Here is a 16,900-nt window from a genome sequence, read left to right as displayed (position 1 = left end):
GGGGGCTGCGACCCGGATGCTTCGTAGCCGCTCATCCGGTGCCGACCGCACTCATTTGATCATCCGACGAGAGCGCCCATCTGTCCAGGGGGCGTCACAGGTGAGCGACGTGAGTAATGCCACGATTCCCGCGATTCTTTGCGTCCACGTTGGATTCGACTGAAGGTCTTTTTGCGTTCGACCCGTTCGCCGGTGCTCACTGTCCGGCACTGATACGCGACTTACGGTGCCGTAGGTACGATGCGCGCATGACTGCGTCCGCCTCCGACGCGCCCCTGGACACGCCGGTCGCCGGCCATGGTCCCGTCGCGCCCTCCCTGCCGCACCAGATCAAGCCGAAGCTGCGCGGCTGGCTGCATCTCGGCATGTTCCCGGCCGTACTCGTCGCGGGGCTCGCACTCACCGCGCTGGCAGGCTCCACCCGCGGACGCATCGCCTGCGGGATCTACGTCCTCACCGCCTGCCTGCTCTTCGGCGTCAGCGCGCTGTACCACCGGGGCAACTGGGGACCGCGCATGGGCGGCGTGCTGCGCAGGCTCGACCACGCGAACATCTTCCTGATCATCGCGGGCACGTACACACCGCTCACCCTGCTGCTCCTGCCCGGCGCCAAGGGGCAGTGGCTGCTGTGGGGCATATGGGGCGCGGCCGCCGCAGGCATCATTTTCCGCGTCTTCTGGGTCGGCGCCCCGCGCTGGCTCTACACCCCCTGCTACATCGCGATGGGCTGGGCGGCCGTCTTCTTCCTGCCCGACTTCCTGCGCACCGGCGGCATCGCCGTCCTGGTCCTGGTCGTCGTCGGCGGGCTCCTCTACAGCGCGGGCGGCGTCGTCTACGGCATCAAGCGGCCGAACCCGTCACCGCGCTGGTTCGGCTTCCACGAGGTCTTCCACTCCTTCACGCTGGCCGCCTTCGTGGTGCACTACGTGGGCATCTCGCTGGTGGCCTACCAGCACGCGTAACGCGCAACCCCTCCCCACCCGGCCACGGCTCACACGAGCCGTGGCCTTTTCCGTGCGCCCGGAGGTCCGGAGGAGAACACGTTCGACAGTCGATACTGATTGACAGAGCCTAGTTTTTGAGAGTTACTGTCATTTCATGGCTACTCTCACCCACGCTGAAGACGTGCGGCGCGATCCCCGCCGCTGGTGGGCCCTCGCGGCCCTGGTCGCGAGCATGCTGGTGCTCGGCTTCGACATGACGATCCTCAACGTCGCCCTGCCGACCATGGCGAGGGAACTCGGCGCCTCGACCGGGCAGCAGCAGTGGATGGCGGACGCGTACGTCGTCGTCTTCGCCGCGCTGATGCTCCCCGCCGGACTCCTCGGCGACCGGTTCGGACGGCGGCTGATGCTGATCGCCGGGCTCGCGGTCTTCCTCGCCGGTTCCGTGGTGGGCGCCCTGACCGGCGACGTCGGCGGGGTGATCGCCGCCCGCGCGGTCATGGGCGTCGGCGCGGCACTCGTCATGCCGCTGGCGCTGTCCGTGCTGCCCTCGCTGTTCGGGCCCGAGGAGCGCGCGAAGGCCGTCGGCGTCATCTCGGCCGCCTCGGCGCTCGGCCTGCCGCTCGGCCCGATCATCGGCGGCTGGCTGCTGAACCACTTCTGGTGGGGCTCGGTCTTCCTCATCAACGTGCCCATGGCCGGCCTCGGCGTCGCGGCCTGCCTCCTGCTGCTCCCCGAGACCCGCGATCCGGCCTCCCCGAAGATCGGCGCTCTGTCCACGGCGTTCACCGCCACCGGTCTCGGCGCGCTCGTCTACGCGATCATCGAGGCGCCCGACCGCGGCTGGGGCGACCCGCTGGTGCTCGCCGCGTTCACGGCGGCCGCCGTCCTCCTGGCCGGGCTCGTGCTGCGCGAGCGCCGCGAGGCGCGGCCCATGCTCGACATGACGCTGCTCGCCCGGCGCGGCTTCCTGTTCAACGTGATCGCCGCGACCCTGGTGATGTTCGTGCTGAGCGGCCTGATGTTCGTGCTGCCGCCCTACCTCCAGGCCGTGCTCGGCCACGACGCGCTCGGCACCGGTGTGCGGCTGCTGCCCATGATGGGCGGGCTGCTGGTCGCCGCGAAGGGCGCGCAGCCGGTCGTCGCCCGGTTCGGACCGCGGGCCGTGGTCGCCGCGGGACTGGTGGTGCTCGCCTTCGCCGCGCTGCTGGGCAGCCGTACGACCGTGGAGTCCGGCTACGGCTTCACCGCGCTGTGGCTGTCGATCGCCGGTGTCGGCTTCGGTTTCTCCGTCGTCCCGGCCATGGACGGGGCGCTGGCGGCCCTGCCCGCCGACCGGGCGGGCAGCGGATCCGGTCTGCTGATGACGCTGCGCCAGGTCGGCGGCGCGGTCGGCATCGCCCTGCTCGGCAGCCTCCTGGCGAGCGCCTTCCGGGACCGGCTCGACGTCACCGGGCTGCCGGCCGAGACCGCGCACACCGCCGGGCAGTCGGTGGTCGCGGCCCACCTCGTCGCCGAGAGGACGGGCTCGGCGCACCTGGCGGCCTCCGCGAACGCGGCGTACGTGCACGGCATGGGCCTGGTGCTGCTGGTGGGCGGGATCGCCTCGGTGGTGGCGGCGCTGCTGGCGGCCGCGTTCCTGCCGGGCTCCGCTCAGGGTGCCGTACGGGCCGAGCCGGAGGAGGACCCGGCCATGGCCCGACCCTGACCCGATGCCGGACAATGACCTTCATGACGGCCGCACGTACCACGACCCCAGCCGACCGCCCCCCGATGGGACTGAGGGAACGCAAGAAGCTCAAGACCCGGCAGGCGATCCGTACGGCGACGTACGCGCTGATCGAGGAGCAGGGGTACGACGCCACGACGATCGAGCAGATCGCCGACCGCGCCGAGGTGTCGCCGTCGACCGTCTTCCGTTACTTCCCGACCAAGGAGGACATCGTCCTCACGGACGAGTACGACGAGATCATGCTGGAGGAGCTGCGGGCCCGGCCCGTCGACGAGCCGTGGATGGACTCCCTCCGGCATGTGATGCACAAGGCCCTCGCGCTGGGGATGACCGACGAGCCCGAGGTGTCCCGGCTGCGCGCCCGGCTGGGCGTCGAGGTTCCCGCGGTCCGCGCCCGGATGATGGAGAGCATGTCGGAAGCCGGCCTGCTCATCCGCCAGGCCATCGCGGCCCGCACCGGCCTGGACCAGGACAGTCTGGAGGTGCGTGTCTTCGCCATGTCCCTCATGGGCGGCCTGATGGAGGTCTCCCTGTACTGGGCCGAGAACGGGTGCACGGGCGAGCTGAGCGACCTCATGGACCAGGCCATGGACGTCCTGGAACACGGCCTCCCCACCAAAAATCCGTGAGCCCGCGGCCCCTCGTCCGTGCCATCCTGACCGGGTGAACGGTCCCGAGATCCACGTCGGGTTCGCCCCCGGCCTGCACCTGTTCGTCCCGCACGCCCGGCGCCGCGGCGCCACCGCGGTCGTCACCGACGGCGTCTCGACGCTCGGCCACGTCGTGGAGTCCCTGGGCGTGCCGCTCACCGAGGTCGGCGCGCTGGTGGTGGACGGCCGTGAGGTGCCGGTGTCGCACGTGCCGCGGGCGGACGAGACGGTCCAGGTGCGCGCCGTCGCCCGGCCCCAGCAGGTCCCCGGCGCCCCCCTGCGCTTCCTCCTGGACGTGCACCTGGGCACCCTCGCCCGTCGGCTGCGCCTGCTGGGCGTCGACACGGCCTACGAGTCCACCGACATCGGCGACCCCGCGCTCGCCGCCCGCTCGGCCGCCGAGAAGCGGGTCATGCTCAGCCGCGACCGTGGCCTGCTGCGCCGCCGTGAACTGTGGGCGGGCGCCTACGTCTACAGCACCCGCCCCGACGACCAACTCCACGACGTCCTGGACCGCTTCCGCCCCGAGCTGCGCCCCTGGACCCGCTGCACCGCCTGCAACGGCCTGCTGCGGGACGCCACGAAGGACGAGGTGGCCGACCAGATCGAGCACGGCACTCATCGCACGTACGACGTCTTCGCCCGCTGCGGCGACTGCGGCCGCGCCTACTGGAAGGGCGCCCACCACGACCAGTTGGAGGCCATCGTGGAACGCGCCCTGGCCGGGTACGCCGAGCGGAGCTGACGTCCGGCCGGCTTCCGGCTGACGTCCGGGGCCCGTCCCGGGGCCGGCGTCCGGGCCCGGCTCAGCCGCCCAGTGCGGTGCGCAGGCGGTCCGGGTCGGTCGTGGGGGCGTCGCAGGTGAAGTTGCGGCAGACGTAGGCGGTCGGCTCGCCGTGGGCGAGGGGGCGATCGGCGAGCAGCGGGAACTCCTCGCTCTCCGGGGTGCCGTACGCGACGACCGCGCCGGGGGCGGTGCCCAGAAGCGCCGTACGGTGCAGGGCCTTTGCCGCCTTGTCGTCGAGGGACGAGCCGACGACCGCGACCTCGCGCGGACCGTCCAGCAGGGCCTCGGCCACGGCGAGACCCCAGCCGATGAAGCGCGGAACGCGCGGGCCGAGCGCGCTCACCACGCCCAACGCCCGCTCGGCGGCGGTGCGGTGGACCTCTGAACCCGTGTGGGCGGCGTAGCCGAGCAGGGCGCTGGCGGCCGCCGACCAGCCGGAGGGGGTGGCGTTGTCGGTGGGGTCCTGCGGCCGGCGGATCAACTGCTCGGCGTCGGCGGCCGTGTCGTACAGGGCGCCCGACTCCGGGTCGGCGAACCGGGTCAGCACATGCCCGAGGAGCAGCCCGGCGAACTCCAGCCAGACACCCTCGCCGGTCACGGAGGCGAGGGCGAGGAAGCCCTCGGCGACGTCGGCGTAGTCCTCCAGCACCCCGGCGTTGGCTCCGGCCCGGCCGTCCTTGCTGGTGCGGCGCAGCCCCGCGTGCTCGTCCATGTGCAGCCGGACCAGGAGGTCGGCGGCGCCGACCGCGGCCTCGACCAGGTCCGGGCGGTCGAAGTAGGCGCCGGTCTCGGCGAGGGCGGCGATCGCCAGCCCGTTCCAGGCGGCGACGACCTTGTCGTCCCGGCCGGGCGCCGGACGCTCGGCCCGCTTCGCCAGCAGCCGGTGACGGACGGACTCGACCCGGTCGGCGTCGAAAACGCCTTCCTGCACGGGGAGTTGCAGAACGGAGGAGCCGTGTTCGAAGGTGCCCTCCTCGGTCACGCCGAAACAGCGGGCGGCGAGTTCGGCGTCCTCGGCGCCCAGGGCCTCACGCAGTTGGGCGGGGGTCCAGACGTAGTAGGCGCCCTCGACGTGCCGGCCCGTGCCGTCGTCGCTGTCGGCGTCCAGGGCCGAGGCGAACCCGCCTTCTGCGGTGCGCAGTTCACGCACCATGAAGTCGGCGGTCGCGAGGGCGACCCGGCGGGCGAAATCGGAGCCGGTGGACCGCCACAGATGGGCGTAGACCCGGCACAGCAGGGCGTTGTCGTACAGCATCTTCTCGAAGTGCGGCACCACCCAGTCGCGGTCGACGGAGTACCGGGCGAAGCCGCCGCCGAGCTGGTCGTGGATGCCGCCGCGGGCCATCCGCTCGCAGGTGTCCGCCGCCATCTGGAGGGCGCCCTCGGAGCCGGTGCGGGCGTGGTGGCGCAGCAGGAACTCGATCACCATCGACGGCGGGAACTTCGGCGCCCCGCCGAACCCGCCGCGACTCGCGTCGTACTCCCGGGTCAGCGCGAGCAGCGCCTGCGCCGGTTCCTCCTCGCCGGGCGGCCGCGCGGTGCCGTAGTCGATCTCCCGCTGCGCGAGGTCCCGCACGATCTTCCCGGCGACGTCGGCGACTTCCTCCCGCCGGGTCTGCCAGGCCTGCCGCACCCCTTCGAGGACCTGCCCGAAGGAGGGCATGCCGTGCCGGGACTCGGGCGGGAAGTAGGTGCCGAAGTAGAACGGCTCGGCGTCGGGCGTGAGGAACACGGTCATCGGCCAACCGCCCTGCCCGGTGGCCGCCTGCACGGCCTCCATGTACACGGCGTCGACGTCGGGGCGCTCCTCGCGGTCCACCTTGACGCTGACGAAGTGCTCGCCGAGGAAGGCGGCGGTGGCCGGGTCCTCGAAGGATTCGTGCGCCATGACGTGGCACCAGTGGCAGCTGCTGTACCCGACGCTCAGCAGCACGGGGACATCGCGCCGTCGGGCCTCCTCGAAGGCCTCCGTCGACCACGGCCACCAGTCGACCGGGTTGTCGGCGTGCTGGAGCAGGTACGGGGACGTCTCGTGGGCCAGTCGGTTCGGCATACCCTCCATCCTGCCTCACCCGGCCCCGCCGGACGCGGAAGGTGATCGTCCCGCGACTCCTCGTGTGGCCCCGCCCCCTTCTCCGGGCGCTCGGCACCCCGCCGGGGCCATCGGTGATCGCCGCCCCCTCGCGCTCCCGGCCGACCCGAAGGACACTCGTAGGAAACGGAGTTGGCGCCGGAGGGGGACGGGACATGCGGGATGGCCATCGGGCGGACGCCGAGCGGCTGCTGACTCGGGCCGTGGAGGAGGAGGTTCGCCGCTCGGGCGGGCGGGTGGACGGAGGTCTGCTGCTGTCCCGGGCGCGCGGCGCGCTGGACACCATGGCCGGGACCGCGGCGGAGGAGTACGAGGCCTACACGCGGGCGCTGGACGAGTCGGCGGCGGGGCAGCTCACGTTCGCCCAGCGCTACGCGCGTGAGGGCGGCCGAACTCCCCTGCTCGTCGCGGGAGTCGCGGGGCTCGCCGCCATCGTGGCCGACCTGGCGCTGGGCACCGACGGTGGCACCGCCGTCGGCGCGGGCGTCACCGTCGGGGTGGTGGGCGCCGCCGCCACCGTCGTGAAGGTGACCGCCACCCATCTGCCCGCCGCGCACCGCCGGGCCGGGGCGGCCGGCCAGCCCGGCGGTCCGGAACAGCTGCGGTTGCAGTGGCTGACCGCGCTGGAGGTGCGCGGCATCCGCCCGTTCCTCGACCAGCAGCGCGTGCTGAGCGCGTCCACCACACCGAAGAAGGCGGCGCCCAGGCTGCGCGGCACGGACAAGAGCGCGGCGGCCCGCAGACGCACTGTCCTGGAGCAGTCGTTCGGCCACCTTCCCGACTCGGAGGACGTGTTCGCGGGACGGCGGGAGGAGATGGCGCGGATCCGGCAGTGGGTGCAGGCGGCCCGCGCGTCCACCCAGACCCGGCCGACCGTCGTGGTCCTGCACGGAGCGCCGGGCTCCGGCCGCAGCACGCTGGCGGTGCGCGCGGCCCACGATCTGAGGGACCAGTTCCGGGGCGCGGTCGTGGTCGATCTGCGCGGCGGCAGCCGGGAGGAACCGCCGCTGCCCACCCGCGACGCCCTGCTGCACCTGCTGAACCGGCTCGGCGCGCCCCGCGAGCAACTGCTGTTCCGCGAACGCTCCTCCCCCGAGCAGCAGCTCAAACGGCTCGGCGAGCTGTACCACCAGCATCTGACGGGGCTGCCGGTCACGATCGTGCTGGACGACGCCTCGGACGCCGAGCAGGTCCGCGCCCTGGTGCCCGAGCGGTCCGACAGCCTGGTCCTGGTGACCGCCCGCGAGCCGCTCCGGTTGCCCGCCGACCTGCCGGCCTGGGTCCACCAGCTCCCCGTCCAGGCCCTGGACGCGGTGGGCGCGGAGGAACTGCTGACCGCCGCCGCACAGGACAGTTCGGGGCCCTACGACGCGGAATCCACCGACCGGATCGGGCGGTTGTGCGGCGGGCTGCCGCTGGCGCTGCGTATCGCGGGCTCCTGTCTCGGCCCGCGTTCACCGCGTCAACTGGCCACGGATCTGGGCGCGTACGGCCCGGTGGAACCGGTGGAACGGGCGCTGTGGCTGCGCTACACCGACCAGTCGGAGCAGGCCCGCCGGCTGCTGAGGCGGCTCGCCCTGGCCGGACGCGCCTCGATGGGCGGCGCGGCGGCGGCCGCGCTGCTGGCCACGGACGAGGCGGAGGCGAACCGGCACCTGGCGGCCCTCGCCCGGGCGGGCCTGATCGACCATGTGCGGGGCAACCGCTTCCGGCTGCACGACCTGGTGCGGGCCTTCGCGCACGCGCGTCTGCTGGACGAGGAGGACCCCGCCGAGCGGACGGCGGCGCAGGAGCGGCTGATCGAGAACTACGCCGAGCTGGCCGACTCTGTGCTGCGTCTGGTCGACGGGAACATGTCGACCCGCTCGGACCGCTTCAGCCCCCACGGCTTCACCTCCCTGGACGAGGCGCTGCGCTGGCTGGACGACGAGTCGAGCTTCATCACGGCGGCCCTCCGGCACGCGGAGGGCGTGAACCAGGGGGCCGTGCTGAACCTGCTCGGCGCTCTGTGCGACTACTGCCTGCTGCGCGGCGACCTGTACCGGCTGGGGGAGATCAGCGAGCTGACCCAGGCCGTCGACCAGGGACTGCTGGTCCGGTCGGTGCAGTGGCGTACCGGTATCGCGGCCCGCCAGCTCGGCGAGCTCGACAAGGCGCGTACCACGCTGGCCTCGGTCGTCGACCTCTACCGGGAGGCCCACCACGACGCGGGCGCGGCCCGCGCGCTGAACTCGCTCGGCATCACGCTGCACCACCAGGGCAACCTGGCGGAGGCGGCGGCCCGGCTGCGGGAGGCCCTCGCCCTTCAGGCGGCGCCCGAGCTGGCGACCGACCGCGCCTGGACGATGCACGCGCTGGCGGCGGTGGAGCGGGACCGGGCGCACCTGGCCGAGGCGCTGGAACTGCTGACCCGGTCGCTGGTGCTGCACCGGGAGGGCGGTTCGGTGCACGGCGAGGCGTGGGCCCACTTCCAGCTGGGCCAGCTCGCGCTGCGCAGGGGTGACGTGGAGCGCGCCGAGGCGGACCTGCGTCAGGCGCTGGAACGCTACCGCCGCACCCAGGACGCCCGCGGCGAGGCCTGGGCCCTCACTCAGCTGGCCCGGGCCCGGCTGATGGCCGGCGACACGGCCGAGGCGGTGGAGGAGCTGCGGCAGGCGGCGGCACGGCACCGGGACAACGAGGACGCGCGCGGCGAGGCGTGGACGCTGTACTACCTCGGTCAGGCGCTGGAGGAGACCGGCGGGCTCGACCAGGCGGTGCGCGAGCTGGAGCGCGCCCGCACCATGTTCTCCCGGATGCGGGACGTGTACGGGCTGGCCTGCGCCCGCCATCATTCGGCCCGGGTCACCCGGGACCAGCGGGCGGCGCAGACCGGGTCACTGCGCAACTCCGGTTTCGCCCGCCAGCTCCTCGTCGACGCCCGCGCCGACTTCCAGCGCATCGGCGTCGCGCACGGCGAGGCGTGGACGTGTCTGGAGCTGGCCGTCGTGGACGCCGGGAACGCGCGCACCCAGCAGGCGCTGTCCCTGTGCGACGAGGCGCTGGCCCTGTTCGCCTCCTACGGCGACCGCCGCGGTGAGGACTGGGCCCGGTTCCTGCGCTGCACCCTGCTGCCGTACGCGGCCCCCGGCGGTACGGAGGTCGGCACGGCGGTGGCCCAGGAGGAACTGGCCCAGCTCGTCCGCAGCGGCCATCCGCTGCGCGACGGGAAGCTGAACGACTACGTCGAGGCCTACCGGCTCCTCCTGGAGCGCGGCGTGAGCCTGGAGGCGGGCTGGCAGGCCTGGCGCCTGGGCATGGTGCCCGAGCGGCACGCGCGGGAGGTGATGGGGGTGGCGGTGCCGGACGGCGAGAGCTGAGAGCGGCACCGCCCGCCCGGGTGTCAGCCCCGCTCGGCCTTGGCCTCGCCGGAGGCGGCACCGGGCCGCGCGGCGGGGTCCGGGGCCTCCTTGAAGTCGATCCTGCCCATGTGGCGGTTCATGGACTTCATCAGGCCCCACACCGCGAGGGCCATCACCGCGAAGACGACGAAGCCGAGGACGCCGGGGGTGACCTTGTTCTTGTCGAACTCGGCGAGGGTTACCAGGTGCGTCATTGCCAGGCTCACGCTTGCACTCATGTCAGGCATTGTCCCTCACGGCTGCCGGACGCCCGCAAAGAGGTCGTCCTCCGGGAGCGAGGTGTCGACGAGCGACTTCGCGAGCTCGTACTCCTCCGTCGGCCAGACCTCCTTCTGGACCTCCATCGGCACCCGGAACCAGCCGCCGTCGGGGTCGATCTGCGTGGCGTGGGCGATCAGCGCCTTGTCGCGGATCTCGAAGAAATCGGCGCAGGGGATGTGCGTGGTGAGCGTGCGCTCCTTGTGGCCCGAGTCCTCCCAGCGCTTGAGCCACTCGCCGTAGGGGGACTCCAGGCCGCGGTCGAGCAGGGCCTGGTGCAGCGCCTCGGTGCGCGGGCGGTTGAAGCCCTGGTTGTAGTACAGCTTCAGCGGCTGGTAGGCCGGGCCGTACTCCTCCTCCGGGTACTTCTCGGCGTCCGCTGCGCCCTCGAAGGCCACCATCGAGATCTTGTGGGTCATGATGTGGTCGGGATGCGGGTAGCCGCCGTTCTCGTCGTAGGTGGTGATCACCTGGGGGCGGAAGGAGCGGATCCTGCGGACCAGCTCGCCGGCCGCCTTGTCGAGGTCCTCCAGGGCGAAGCAGCCCTCGGGCAGCGGGGGCAGCGGGTCGCCCTCGGGGAGGCCGGAGTCGACGAAACCGAGCCAGTCCTGGCTCACCCCGAGGATCTCGCGGGCCTCCTCCATCTCCTTGCGGCGCACCTCGTGGATGTTCTCCTCGATGTACTTGTCGCCCTGGAGCTTGGGGTTGAGGATGGAGCCGCGCTCTCCGCCCGTGCAGGTCACCACCAGCACGTCCACCCCCTCGGAAACGTACTTGGCCATGGTGGCCGCGCCCTTGCTCGACTCGTCGTCGGGGTGCGCGTGCACGGCCATCAGTCGCAGCTGGTCAGTCAAGGCTCAGTCCTCAGGTGGAGTCGGTGCCCGGTTCGGCGGGCAGTCAACGGGGTGCCGTCCCGCGATGAGATCGGTCCGGGGTGGTGGTCGGTCGGGCGGGCGGGGGCTTCTATAGTGACCGAATCGGGGGGCGAATAATTCCGGGGTCCGGCTCCGGAAGCCCCCTGCGGGGCGCCCGTCCCGCACCGGCCGAGAGGACGATCATGAGCACGGCGAGCACCCGGCTGCCCGAGGGCCGCTACGGCCGCTCCCCGGACGAGCGCGCCGACCACAAGCTCAAAATCGCCGGTGCCGTCCTGAGCGCGGCCCTGCTCGCCCTGATCGGCTACTTCGCCTACCACTACGTCGGCCAGAACAAGATCAGCGCGCAGGTCGTCACCTTCCAGACGTCGAAGGACTCGGTGCAGATCCATCTGGAGGTCCACAAGGACGCCGACGTCCGCGGCTACTGCACGCTGCGCTCGCAGGCGGCCGACGGCTCCGAGGTCGGGCGGGCGGACTTCCGCTTCGACGAGCGCGCCTCGCAGGTCGACAAGGTGCTCACCCTGCGGACGACGGCCCGGGGCACGACGGCCGAGCTGCTGGGCTGCAGCACCGGGTGACGCGTCGACGTCGGCCGGAAGCCGGGTGACGCGTCGGCGCCGGCCGGAATACACGGCCGCTGACCTGCGTTGATATAGGTCTCACGGCTTATGTCCTCCCCCTTTGAGCCTTGAATTGTTAGGCTCGTGGTTTCGCCCACCCATGAGGGAACATTCTTCTGGGTAGGGCGATGCTTTGTATTCCCAGCACCGACGAGGAGCACCTGTGACCCAGACCAGCGAGAACGTCACCTGGCTGACCCAGGAGGCGTACAACAAGCTCAAGGACGAGCTTGCGTACCTTACTGGTCCTGCGCGCACGGAGATCGCCGCCAAGATCGCGGCCGCGCGCGAGGAGGGCGACCTGCGCGAGAACGGCGGGTACCACGCGGCCAAGGAGGAGCAGGGCAAGCAGGAGCTCCGCGTGCGCCAGCTGACCCAGCTCCTGGAGACCGCCCAGGTCGGCGAGCCGCCGGCCGCGGACGGCGCGGTCGCGCCGGGCATGGTCGTCACGATCGCCTTCGACGGCGACGAGGACGACACCCTGTCCTTCCTGCTGGCCTCGCGGGAGTACGCGAGCGCCGAGATCGAGACCTACTCGCCGCAGTCCCCGCTGGGCTCCGGCGTGATGGGCCACAAGGTCGGCGAGGACGCGGAGTACGAGCTGCCGAACGGCAAGATCGCCTCGGTGAAGATCCTCAAGGCCGAGCCGTACAGCGGCTGAGTCCCCGCACCGCACCGCCTTCCGCCGAAGCCCCCGGCGCTCCGCGTGAGCACCGGGGGCTTCGTCATGTCCGGACCACCGGCGGGCGGGCTCCGCCGTCGCCCGCGCTCAGGCCGTGGCCGAGCGGTACTTGCGCACCGCCAGAGTGCGGAAGACGAGGATGATCAGCGCCGAGTAGATCAGCGAGGCCCAGACCGGGTGCTGCATCGGCCAGGCGCTCGACGTGGACTGGCCGGGGTTGGCGAAGAGTACACGGCAGGCTTGGACGGTGGCGCTGAACGGGTTCCACTCCGCGACATGGCGCAGCCACGGCGTCATCTTGCCGGAGTCCACGAACGCGTTGGAGACGAACGTCACCGGGAAGAGCCAGATGAGGCCGCCGGAGGTGGCCGCCTCGGGCGTGCGGACCGACAGGCCGATCAGGGCGCCGATCCAGGTGAACGCGTAACCGAGCAGGAGCAGCAGGCCGAAGGCGGCCAGCACCCGGCCGGCGTTGGTGTCGCCGTACGACCCGACCCGCCAGCCGACGAGCAGGGCGACGGCGGCGAGGACGAACAGGGTCAGCGCCGTCTGCACCAGGTCGGCGAAGGTGCGCCCGGTGAGCACCGCGCCGCGTGCCATGGGCAGCGAGCGGAACCGGTCGATGAGGCCCTTGTGCATGTCGTCGGCGATGCCGGCGCCGGAGCTGGCGGTGGCGAAGGTGACGGTCTGCGCGAAGATGCCCGCCATCAGGAAGTTCTTGTAGACGCTGGGATCGGTGGTGCCCTGCACCTGCATGGAGCCGCCGAACACGTAGGTGAACAGCACCACGAACATGATCGGCTGGATGAGCCCGAAGATGACCATCTCGGGGATCCGGGTCATGCGGATCAGATTGCGCTTGGCGACGACCATCGAGTCACGGACGGACTGGGTCAGGACGTTGCCGGGCGGGGCGATCCGCGCGCTGTCGGTGGCAGCACTCACTTGACGGTCTCCTTCTTGTGCCGGCGGTCCTTGGCGTCGGCGCCCCGGGCGCCGCTCGTGCCGTTCTCGTCCCCGGCCTCGGCCACATGGCCGGTCAGGGACAGGAACACGTCGTCGAGGGTCGGGCGGCGCAGACCGATGTCGTCTATCTCGATGCCGCGGGTGTCCAGCTCGCGGATGATCTCGGCAAGGAGCTTCGCGCCGCCGGTGACGGGCGTGGTGATCTTGCGGGTGTGCTCCTCGACGGTGGTGTCGCCCTTGCCGAAGCCGCGCAGCACCTCCATGGCGGTGGGGATGTGCTCGCGCTGGTGGACCACGACCTCGACGCGCTCGCCGCCGGTGCGGGCCTTGAGCTGGTCGGAAGTGCCGCGCGCGATGACCCGGCCGTGGTCGACGACCGCTATCTCGTGCGCCAGATGGTCGGCCTCCTCCAGGTACTGCGTGGTGAGCAGCAGGGTGGTACCGCCGGAGACCAGCTGCTTGATGACCTCCCACAGCTGCTGGCGGTTGCGCGGGTCGAGGCCGGTCGTCGGCTCGTCCATGAACATCACCGGCGGGGAGACGACGAGCGCCGCCGCCAGGTCGAGCCGGCGGCGCATGCCTCCGGAGTAGGTCTTCGCCGGCCGGTCCGCGGCGTCGGCGAGGTTGAACTGCTCCAGCAGCTCCCCCGCCCTGGTCTTCGCCGCCGCGGCCCTCATCTGGTACAGCCTGCCGACCATCTCGAGGTTCTCGCGGCCGGTCAGATACTCGTCGACGGCGGCGAACTGGCCGGACAGGCCGATCGAACGCCGCACCTCGTTGGGCTGCTTGAGAACGTCGAGACCCGCGACGACGGCCTTGCCGCTGTCGGGTCGCAGCAGCGTGGTCAGACAGCGGACGGTGGTGGTCTTGCCCGCGCCGTTGGGCCCGAGCAGTCCCAGCACCGTGCCCTCGGGGACATCGAGGTCGACGCCGTCCAGAGCCCTTACGTCGCCGAAGGTCTTCACCAGACCTTCGGCATAGATGGCGCCTGGCATATGAGTCTCCACGTCGTCGGGGATGGTCGGAAAAGCCTAGAGAGGCAGGTGTTGTTCCGCAGGGAATTTTTGCCCGCGCCATGTCCGGGCAGGGGCAGGCCGCCTCGCGAACACGGCACACCATAACGCGATGTATCGCGTCTGCTCAACGGATTTGCCCGAACGAGTGATGAGGAGCTGATGACCTCCGCGTTCCGTCCGCCCGCCGCCGCCCGGCGGAGGGCGGGATCAGTCGATGACGGTGTAGCCGGCCTCGCGCAGGGCCTGGCCGACCTCGGCGCAGTGCGCCGGGCCCTTCGTCTCCAGATGCAGCTCCACCTCCGCCTCCGCGAGCCCGAGCCGAGGGTCGGTCCGGACGTGGCTGACGTCGAGGACGTTGGCGTCGACCGCCGACAGCACCCCCAGCAGCGTGGCGAGCGCGCCCGGCCGGTCGGTCAGCCGCAGGCTGACCGCCAGGTAGCGGCCCTGTGCGGCCATGCCGTACCGCAGCACCCGCTGGAGCAGCACCGGATCGACGTTCCCTCCGGACAGCACCGCCACCACCGGACCGGCCACGGGGCTCGAACAGCCCAGCAGCGCGGCGATCGGGCTCGCCCCGGCCGGCTCGACCACCAGCTTGGCCCGCTCCAGGCACAGCAGCAGCGCGGCGGACAACTCGTCCTCGGTGACCGTGCGCACCTCGTCCAGCAGTTCGCGCAGGATCCCGAACGGCACATCGCCCGGCCGGCCGACTCTGATGCCGTCGGCCATCGTCGCCGGAGTGCCGACCGTCACCGGGCGGCCCGCCGCCAGCGAGGGCGGGTACGCCGCCGAGCCCTCCGCCTGCACCCCGACGACCCGCACGTCCGGCCGCAGCGACTTCACCGCCACCGCGATACCGGCCGCGAGCCCGCCGCCGCCGATGCCGACGACGATCGTGCGCACCTGCGGGCACTGCTCCAGGATCTCCAGGCCCACCGTGCCCTGGCCCGCGATGATGTCGGGGTGGTCGAACGGGTGGATGAACACCGCGCCCGTGCGGGCCGCGTACTCCTCGGCTGCGGCCAGCGTCTCGTCGACCACCTGGCCGTGCAGGCGCACCTCGGCGCCGTAGTCCTGTGTGGCGCTGATCTTCGGCAGCGGGGCGCCCTTGGGCATGAACACCGTGGAGTGCACCCCGAGCAGCGACGACGCCAGCGCGACGCCCTGCGCGTGGTTGCCGGCGCTCGCGGCCACCACCCCGGCGGCACGCTCCTCGGGCAGCAGCCCCGCGATCCGGACGTAGGCGCCGCGCAGCTTGAACGAACCCGTCCGCTGGAGGTTCTCGCACTTCAGGTGTACCGGCGCGCCCACCAGGTCGGACAGGTACCTGCTGCCCTCCATCGCGGTCACCCGCGCCACCCCGGAGAGCATCTTCTGCGCGCCGCGCACATCGTCCAGGGTGACGGGCCAGGGGGAGCCGGCCGTGCTGTAGCTCATGCCTCAAGTCTCGCAGTTCACGGGCCGCGGACACCGTTGTGACCATCCTCCGAGACCGGATGGCGCAGCGCCGGTACGACTTGCCCCCCGGCCGCGTAACCTGTCCCCCAACCCAGCAGCTCTCCAGAAGTGAGCCCCCGGCCATGCCCACAACACCCGACATGTCGACGGACATGAAGACCGGCGGTGACACCGGTCTCCTCGACACCCTCCAGCACGAGGTGGCGGTCTTCGCCCGCCGGGCCGAGCAGACTCGCCTCGGCGGCGTCGGACAGGTGCGCAACTCCATGGACCGCGCCGCGTACCTGCTGCTCAACCGCCTCGACAAAGAGGGCCCGATGGGCGTCAAGGCGCTCGCCGCGAGCATGGGCATCGACTCCTCCACCGTCACCCGTCAGGTGGCGCCGCTCGTCGACACCGGCCTCGTCAAGCGCACCTCGCACCCCGAGGACGGGCGGGCCGTGGTGCTCCAGCTCTCCCCGCGCGGGCTGTCACGGCTGGAGGAGGTCCGCTCGTCCAGGCGGCAGCTGATGGCCGAGCTGACCCAGGACTGGGAGCCGGCGGAGCGCGAGGCCTTCTGCTCACTGCTGACCCGCTTCAACCACGCCCTCTCCGCCCGCCAGGGCATACCGCAGACGGACTCGCCCTCGGCGTCGTAGAGCCGCGACCGGGCGCGGGCCGACGGGTGTGAACGCGGCCCTTGACCGACGGTCGGTCCCTCCCCTCATATGAGACCGGGCCCTCGTCGTGCCCGGTTCAGGAGGCCGTGCGAGAAAGGGTCCCGCGGTCACGGTCGCCCTTGGGGGGAGGCGCGGTGCGAGAACGGCAGGCGGCCCAAGGGACTCGCCGGGCCCGGGAGTTCGAGGCGTTCGTCGCGGGCGCGGCCGGGCGGCTGCTGCATGCCGCCACGCTGCTCACCGCCGAGGCCCCCGGCGACAACCCGCGCGCGCGACGTCTGCTGACCCTCGCCCTGGCGCACACGTACGCGTGCTGGGACCGGCTGCGCGGCGAGGACCCGTACAACCACGCCCGCCGGCATCTGGCCGCCCGCTTCGCCCGCGAGGCATGGCATCAGCGCGGCGCTCCGGGCCGCGCCCGCCGGAGGCCACCCGGCGCCCTGGCCGCGCTCACTTCCCAGGAGCGCCTGATCATCGTTCTCAGGCTGTACGAGGGGGTGGCCGAGGAACAGGCTGCGGCCCTGCTGGGCCTGCCCACGGACCGCGTCCGCGTCATCTGCGACCGCGCGATCACCACACTCACCCGCACTCCGGCGAGCCCGGCACCGCCGGTCGGCGACGCCGAGGCGGCAACGTCATGAGTGGAACGAGCGGCGTGTGCGGCTTGAGCGGCTCATGTGGTCTGAGAGCCGCATGCGGCGCGAGTGACCTGTGCGGCGGCGTGTGCGGCCCGAGCGAACGACCGGACGAGTGGAGGCGG

The 16,900-nt window shown here is 72.1% G+C and carries 15 protein-coding genes; 9 read left to right on the top strand and 6 right to left on the bottom strand.

Annotated features, from left to right (window positions below; genetic code table 11):
* Positions 1 to 248: 248 nt before the first annotated feature.
* The 4 genes from ACIQMV_RS04890 to ACIQMV_RS04875 all read left to right on the top strand — a co-directional run bounded on the left by ACIQMV_RS04890 (position 249) and on the right by ACIQMV_RS04875 (position 4,071).
* A complete protein-coding gene (locus ACIQMV_RS04890) occupies positions 249 to 962 on the top strand; it encodes a hemolysin III family protein (protein ID WP_401773211.1) in 714 nt (237 codons plus the stop codon).
* 136 nt (positions 963 to 1,098) lie between these two features.
* The gene (locus ACIQMV_RS04885; protein ID WP_402591169.1) at positions 1,099 to 2,652 is read left to right on the top strand and encodes an MFS transporter; all 1,554 of its coding nucleotides are present in this window, start codon (positions 1,099 to 1,101) and stop codon (positions 2,650 to 2,652) included.
* A gap of 14 nt (positions 2,653 to 2,666) precedes the next feature.
* Positions 2,667 to 3,305, top strand: coding sequence for a TetR/AcrR family transcriptional regulator (locus ACIQMV_RS04880; RefSeq protein ID WP_402591167.1), 639 nt, complete (start codon positions 2,667 to 2,669; stop codon positions 3,303 to 3,305).
* A 34-nt stretch (positions 3,306 to 3,339) separates the two neighbouring features.
* On the top strand, positions 3,340 to 4,071 hold the full coding sequence (locus tag ACIQMV_RS04875; RefSeq protein ID WP_141358965.1) for a Mut7-C RNAse domain-containing protein: 732 nt from the start codon (positions 3,340 to 3,342) through the stop codon (positions 4,069 to 4,071).
* 61 nt (positions 4,072 to 4,132) lie between these two features.
* Here the strand turns inward: ACIQMV_RS04875 and ACIQMV_RS04870 are convergent, their stop codons facing one another.
* Positions 4,133 to 6,166, bottom strand: coding sequence for a thioredoxin domain-containing protein (locus ACIQMV_RS04870; protein ID WP_402591165.1), 2,034 nt, complete (start codon positions 6,164 to 6,166; stop codon positions 4,133 to 4,135).
* A gap of 194 nt (positions 6,167 to 6,360) precedes the next feature.
* On the opposite strand from ACIQMV_RS04870, the gene ACIQMV_RS04865 reads away from it, so the two are divergent.
* Positions 6,361 to 9,564 (top strand): tetratricopeptide repeat protein, encoded by a 3,204-nt coding sequence (locus ACIQMV_RS04865; RefSeq protein ID WP_402591163.1) that lies wholly within the window; start codon positions 6,361 to 6,363, stop codon positions 9,562 to 9,564.
* 23 nt (positions 9,565 to 9,587) lie between these two features.
* On the opposite strand, the gene ACIQMV_RS04860 is transcribed toward ACIQMV_RS04865, so the two are convergent.
* Positions 9,588 to 9,833, bottom strand: a complete 246-nt coding sequence (locus ACIQMV_RS04860) for a hypothetical protein (RefSeq protein ID WP_172632864.1) — start codon at positions 9,831 to 9,833, stop codon at positions 9,588 to 9,590.
* Between the two features lie 6 nt (positions 9,834 to 9,839).
* The gene (gene mca, locus ACIQMV_RS04855; protein ID WP_141358973.1) at positions 9,840 to 10,718 is read right to left on the bottom strand and encodes a mycothiol conjugate amidase Mca; all 879 of its coding nucleotides are present in this window, start codon (positions 10,716 to 10,718) and stop codon (positions 9,840 to 9,842) included.
* Between the two features lie 203 nt (positions 10,719 to 10,921).
* Between mca and ACIQMV_RS04850 the strand changes: the two genes are divergently transcribed.
* A complete protein-coding gene (locus tag ACIQMV_RS04850; RefSeq protein WP_141358975.1) occupies positions 10,922 to 11,320 on the top strand; it encodes a DUF4307 domain-containing protein in 399 nt (132 codons plus the stop codon).
* Between the two features lie 205 nt (positions 11,321 to 11,525).
* Positions 11,526 to 12,023 (top strand): transcription elongation factor GreA, encoded by a 498-nt coding sequence (greA, locus tag ACIQMV_RS04845; protein WP_141358977.1) that lies wholly within the window; start codon positions 11,526 to 11,528, stop codon positions 12,021 to 12,023.
* Between the two features lie 108 nt (positions 12,024 to 12,131).
* Here the strand turns inward: greA and ACIQMV_RS04840 are convergent, their stop codons facing one another.
* The 3 genes from ACIQMV_RS04840 to ilvA form a co-directional block, all read right to left on the bottom strand.
* Positions 12,132 to 12,989, bottom strand: a complete 858-nt coding sequence (locus tag ACIQMV_RS04840) for an ABC transporter permease (RefSeq protein ID WP_388473819.1) — start codon at positions 12,987 to 12,989, stop codon at positions 12,132 to 12,134.
* Positions 12,986 to 14,005, bottom strand: coding sequence for an ATP-binding cassette domain-containing protein (locus ACIQMV_RS04835; RefSeq protein ID WP_141358981.1), 1,020 nt, complete (start codon positions 14,003 to 14,005; stop codon positions 12,986 to 12,988). Before ACIQMV_RS04835 ends, ACIQMV_RS04840 begins: the two co-directional genes overlap by 4 nt.
* 228 nt (positions 14,006 to 14,233) lie before the next feature.
* Positions 14,234 to 15,463: a threonine ammonia-lyase gene (gene ilvA / locus ACIQMV_RS04830; RefSeq protein ID WP_141358983.1), complete on the bottom strand. Its 1,230-nt coding sequence runs from the start codon at positions 15,461 to 15,463 to the stop codon at positions 14,234 to 14,236.
* Positions 15,464 to 15,606: 143 nt separating this feature from the next.
* On the opposite strand from ilvA, the gene ACIQMV_RS04825 reads away from it, so the two are divergent.
* Together ACIQMV_RS04825 and ACIQMV_RS04820 are read left to right on the top strand one after the other, a co-directional pair.
* A complete protein-coding gene (locus tag ACIQMV_RS04825) occupies positions 15,607 to 16,122 on the top strand; it encodes a MarR family winged helix-turn-helix transcriptional regulator (RefSeq protein WP_402591158.1) in 516 nt (171 codons plus the stop codon).
* A gap of 155 nt (positions 16,123 to 16,277) precedes the next feature.
* The gene (locus tag ACIQMV_RS04820) at positions 16,278 to 16,781 is read left to right on the top strand and encodes a sigma factor-like helix-turn-helix DNA-binding protein (RefSeq protein ID WP_402591156.1); all 504 of its coding nucleotides are present in this window, start codon (positions 16,278 to 16,280) and stop codon (positions 16,779 to 16,781) included.
* Positions 16,782 to 16,900 lie beyond the last annotated feature (119 nt).

The organism is Streptomyces sp. NPDC091412 (genome assembly GCF_044756885.1).
Lineage (GTDB): Bacteria > Actinomycetota > Actinomycetes > Streptomycetales > Streptomycetaceae > Streptomyces.
Note: the sequence above shows the minus strand (reverse complement) of the source record. Positions and strands in the feature narration are given on the sequence as shown.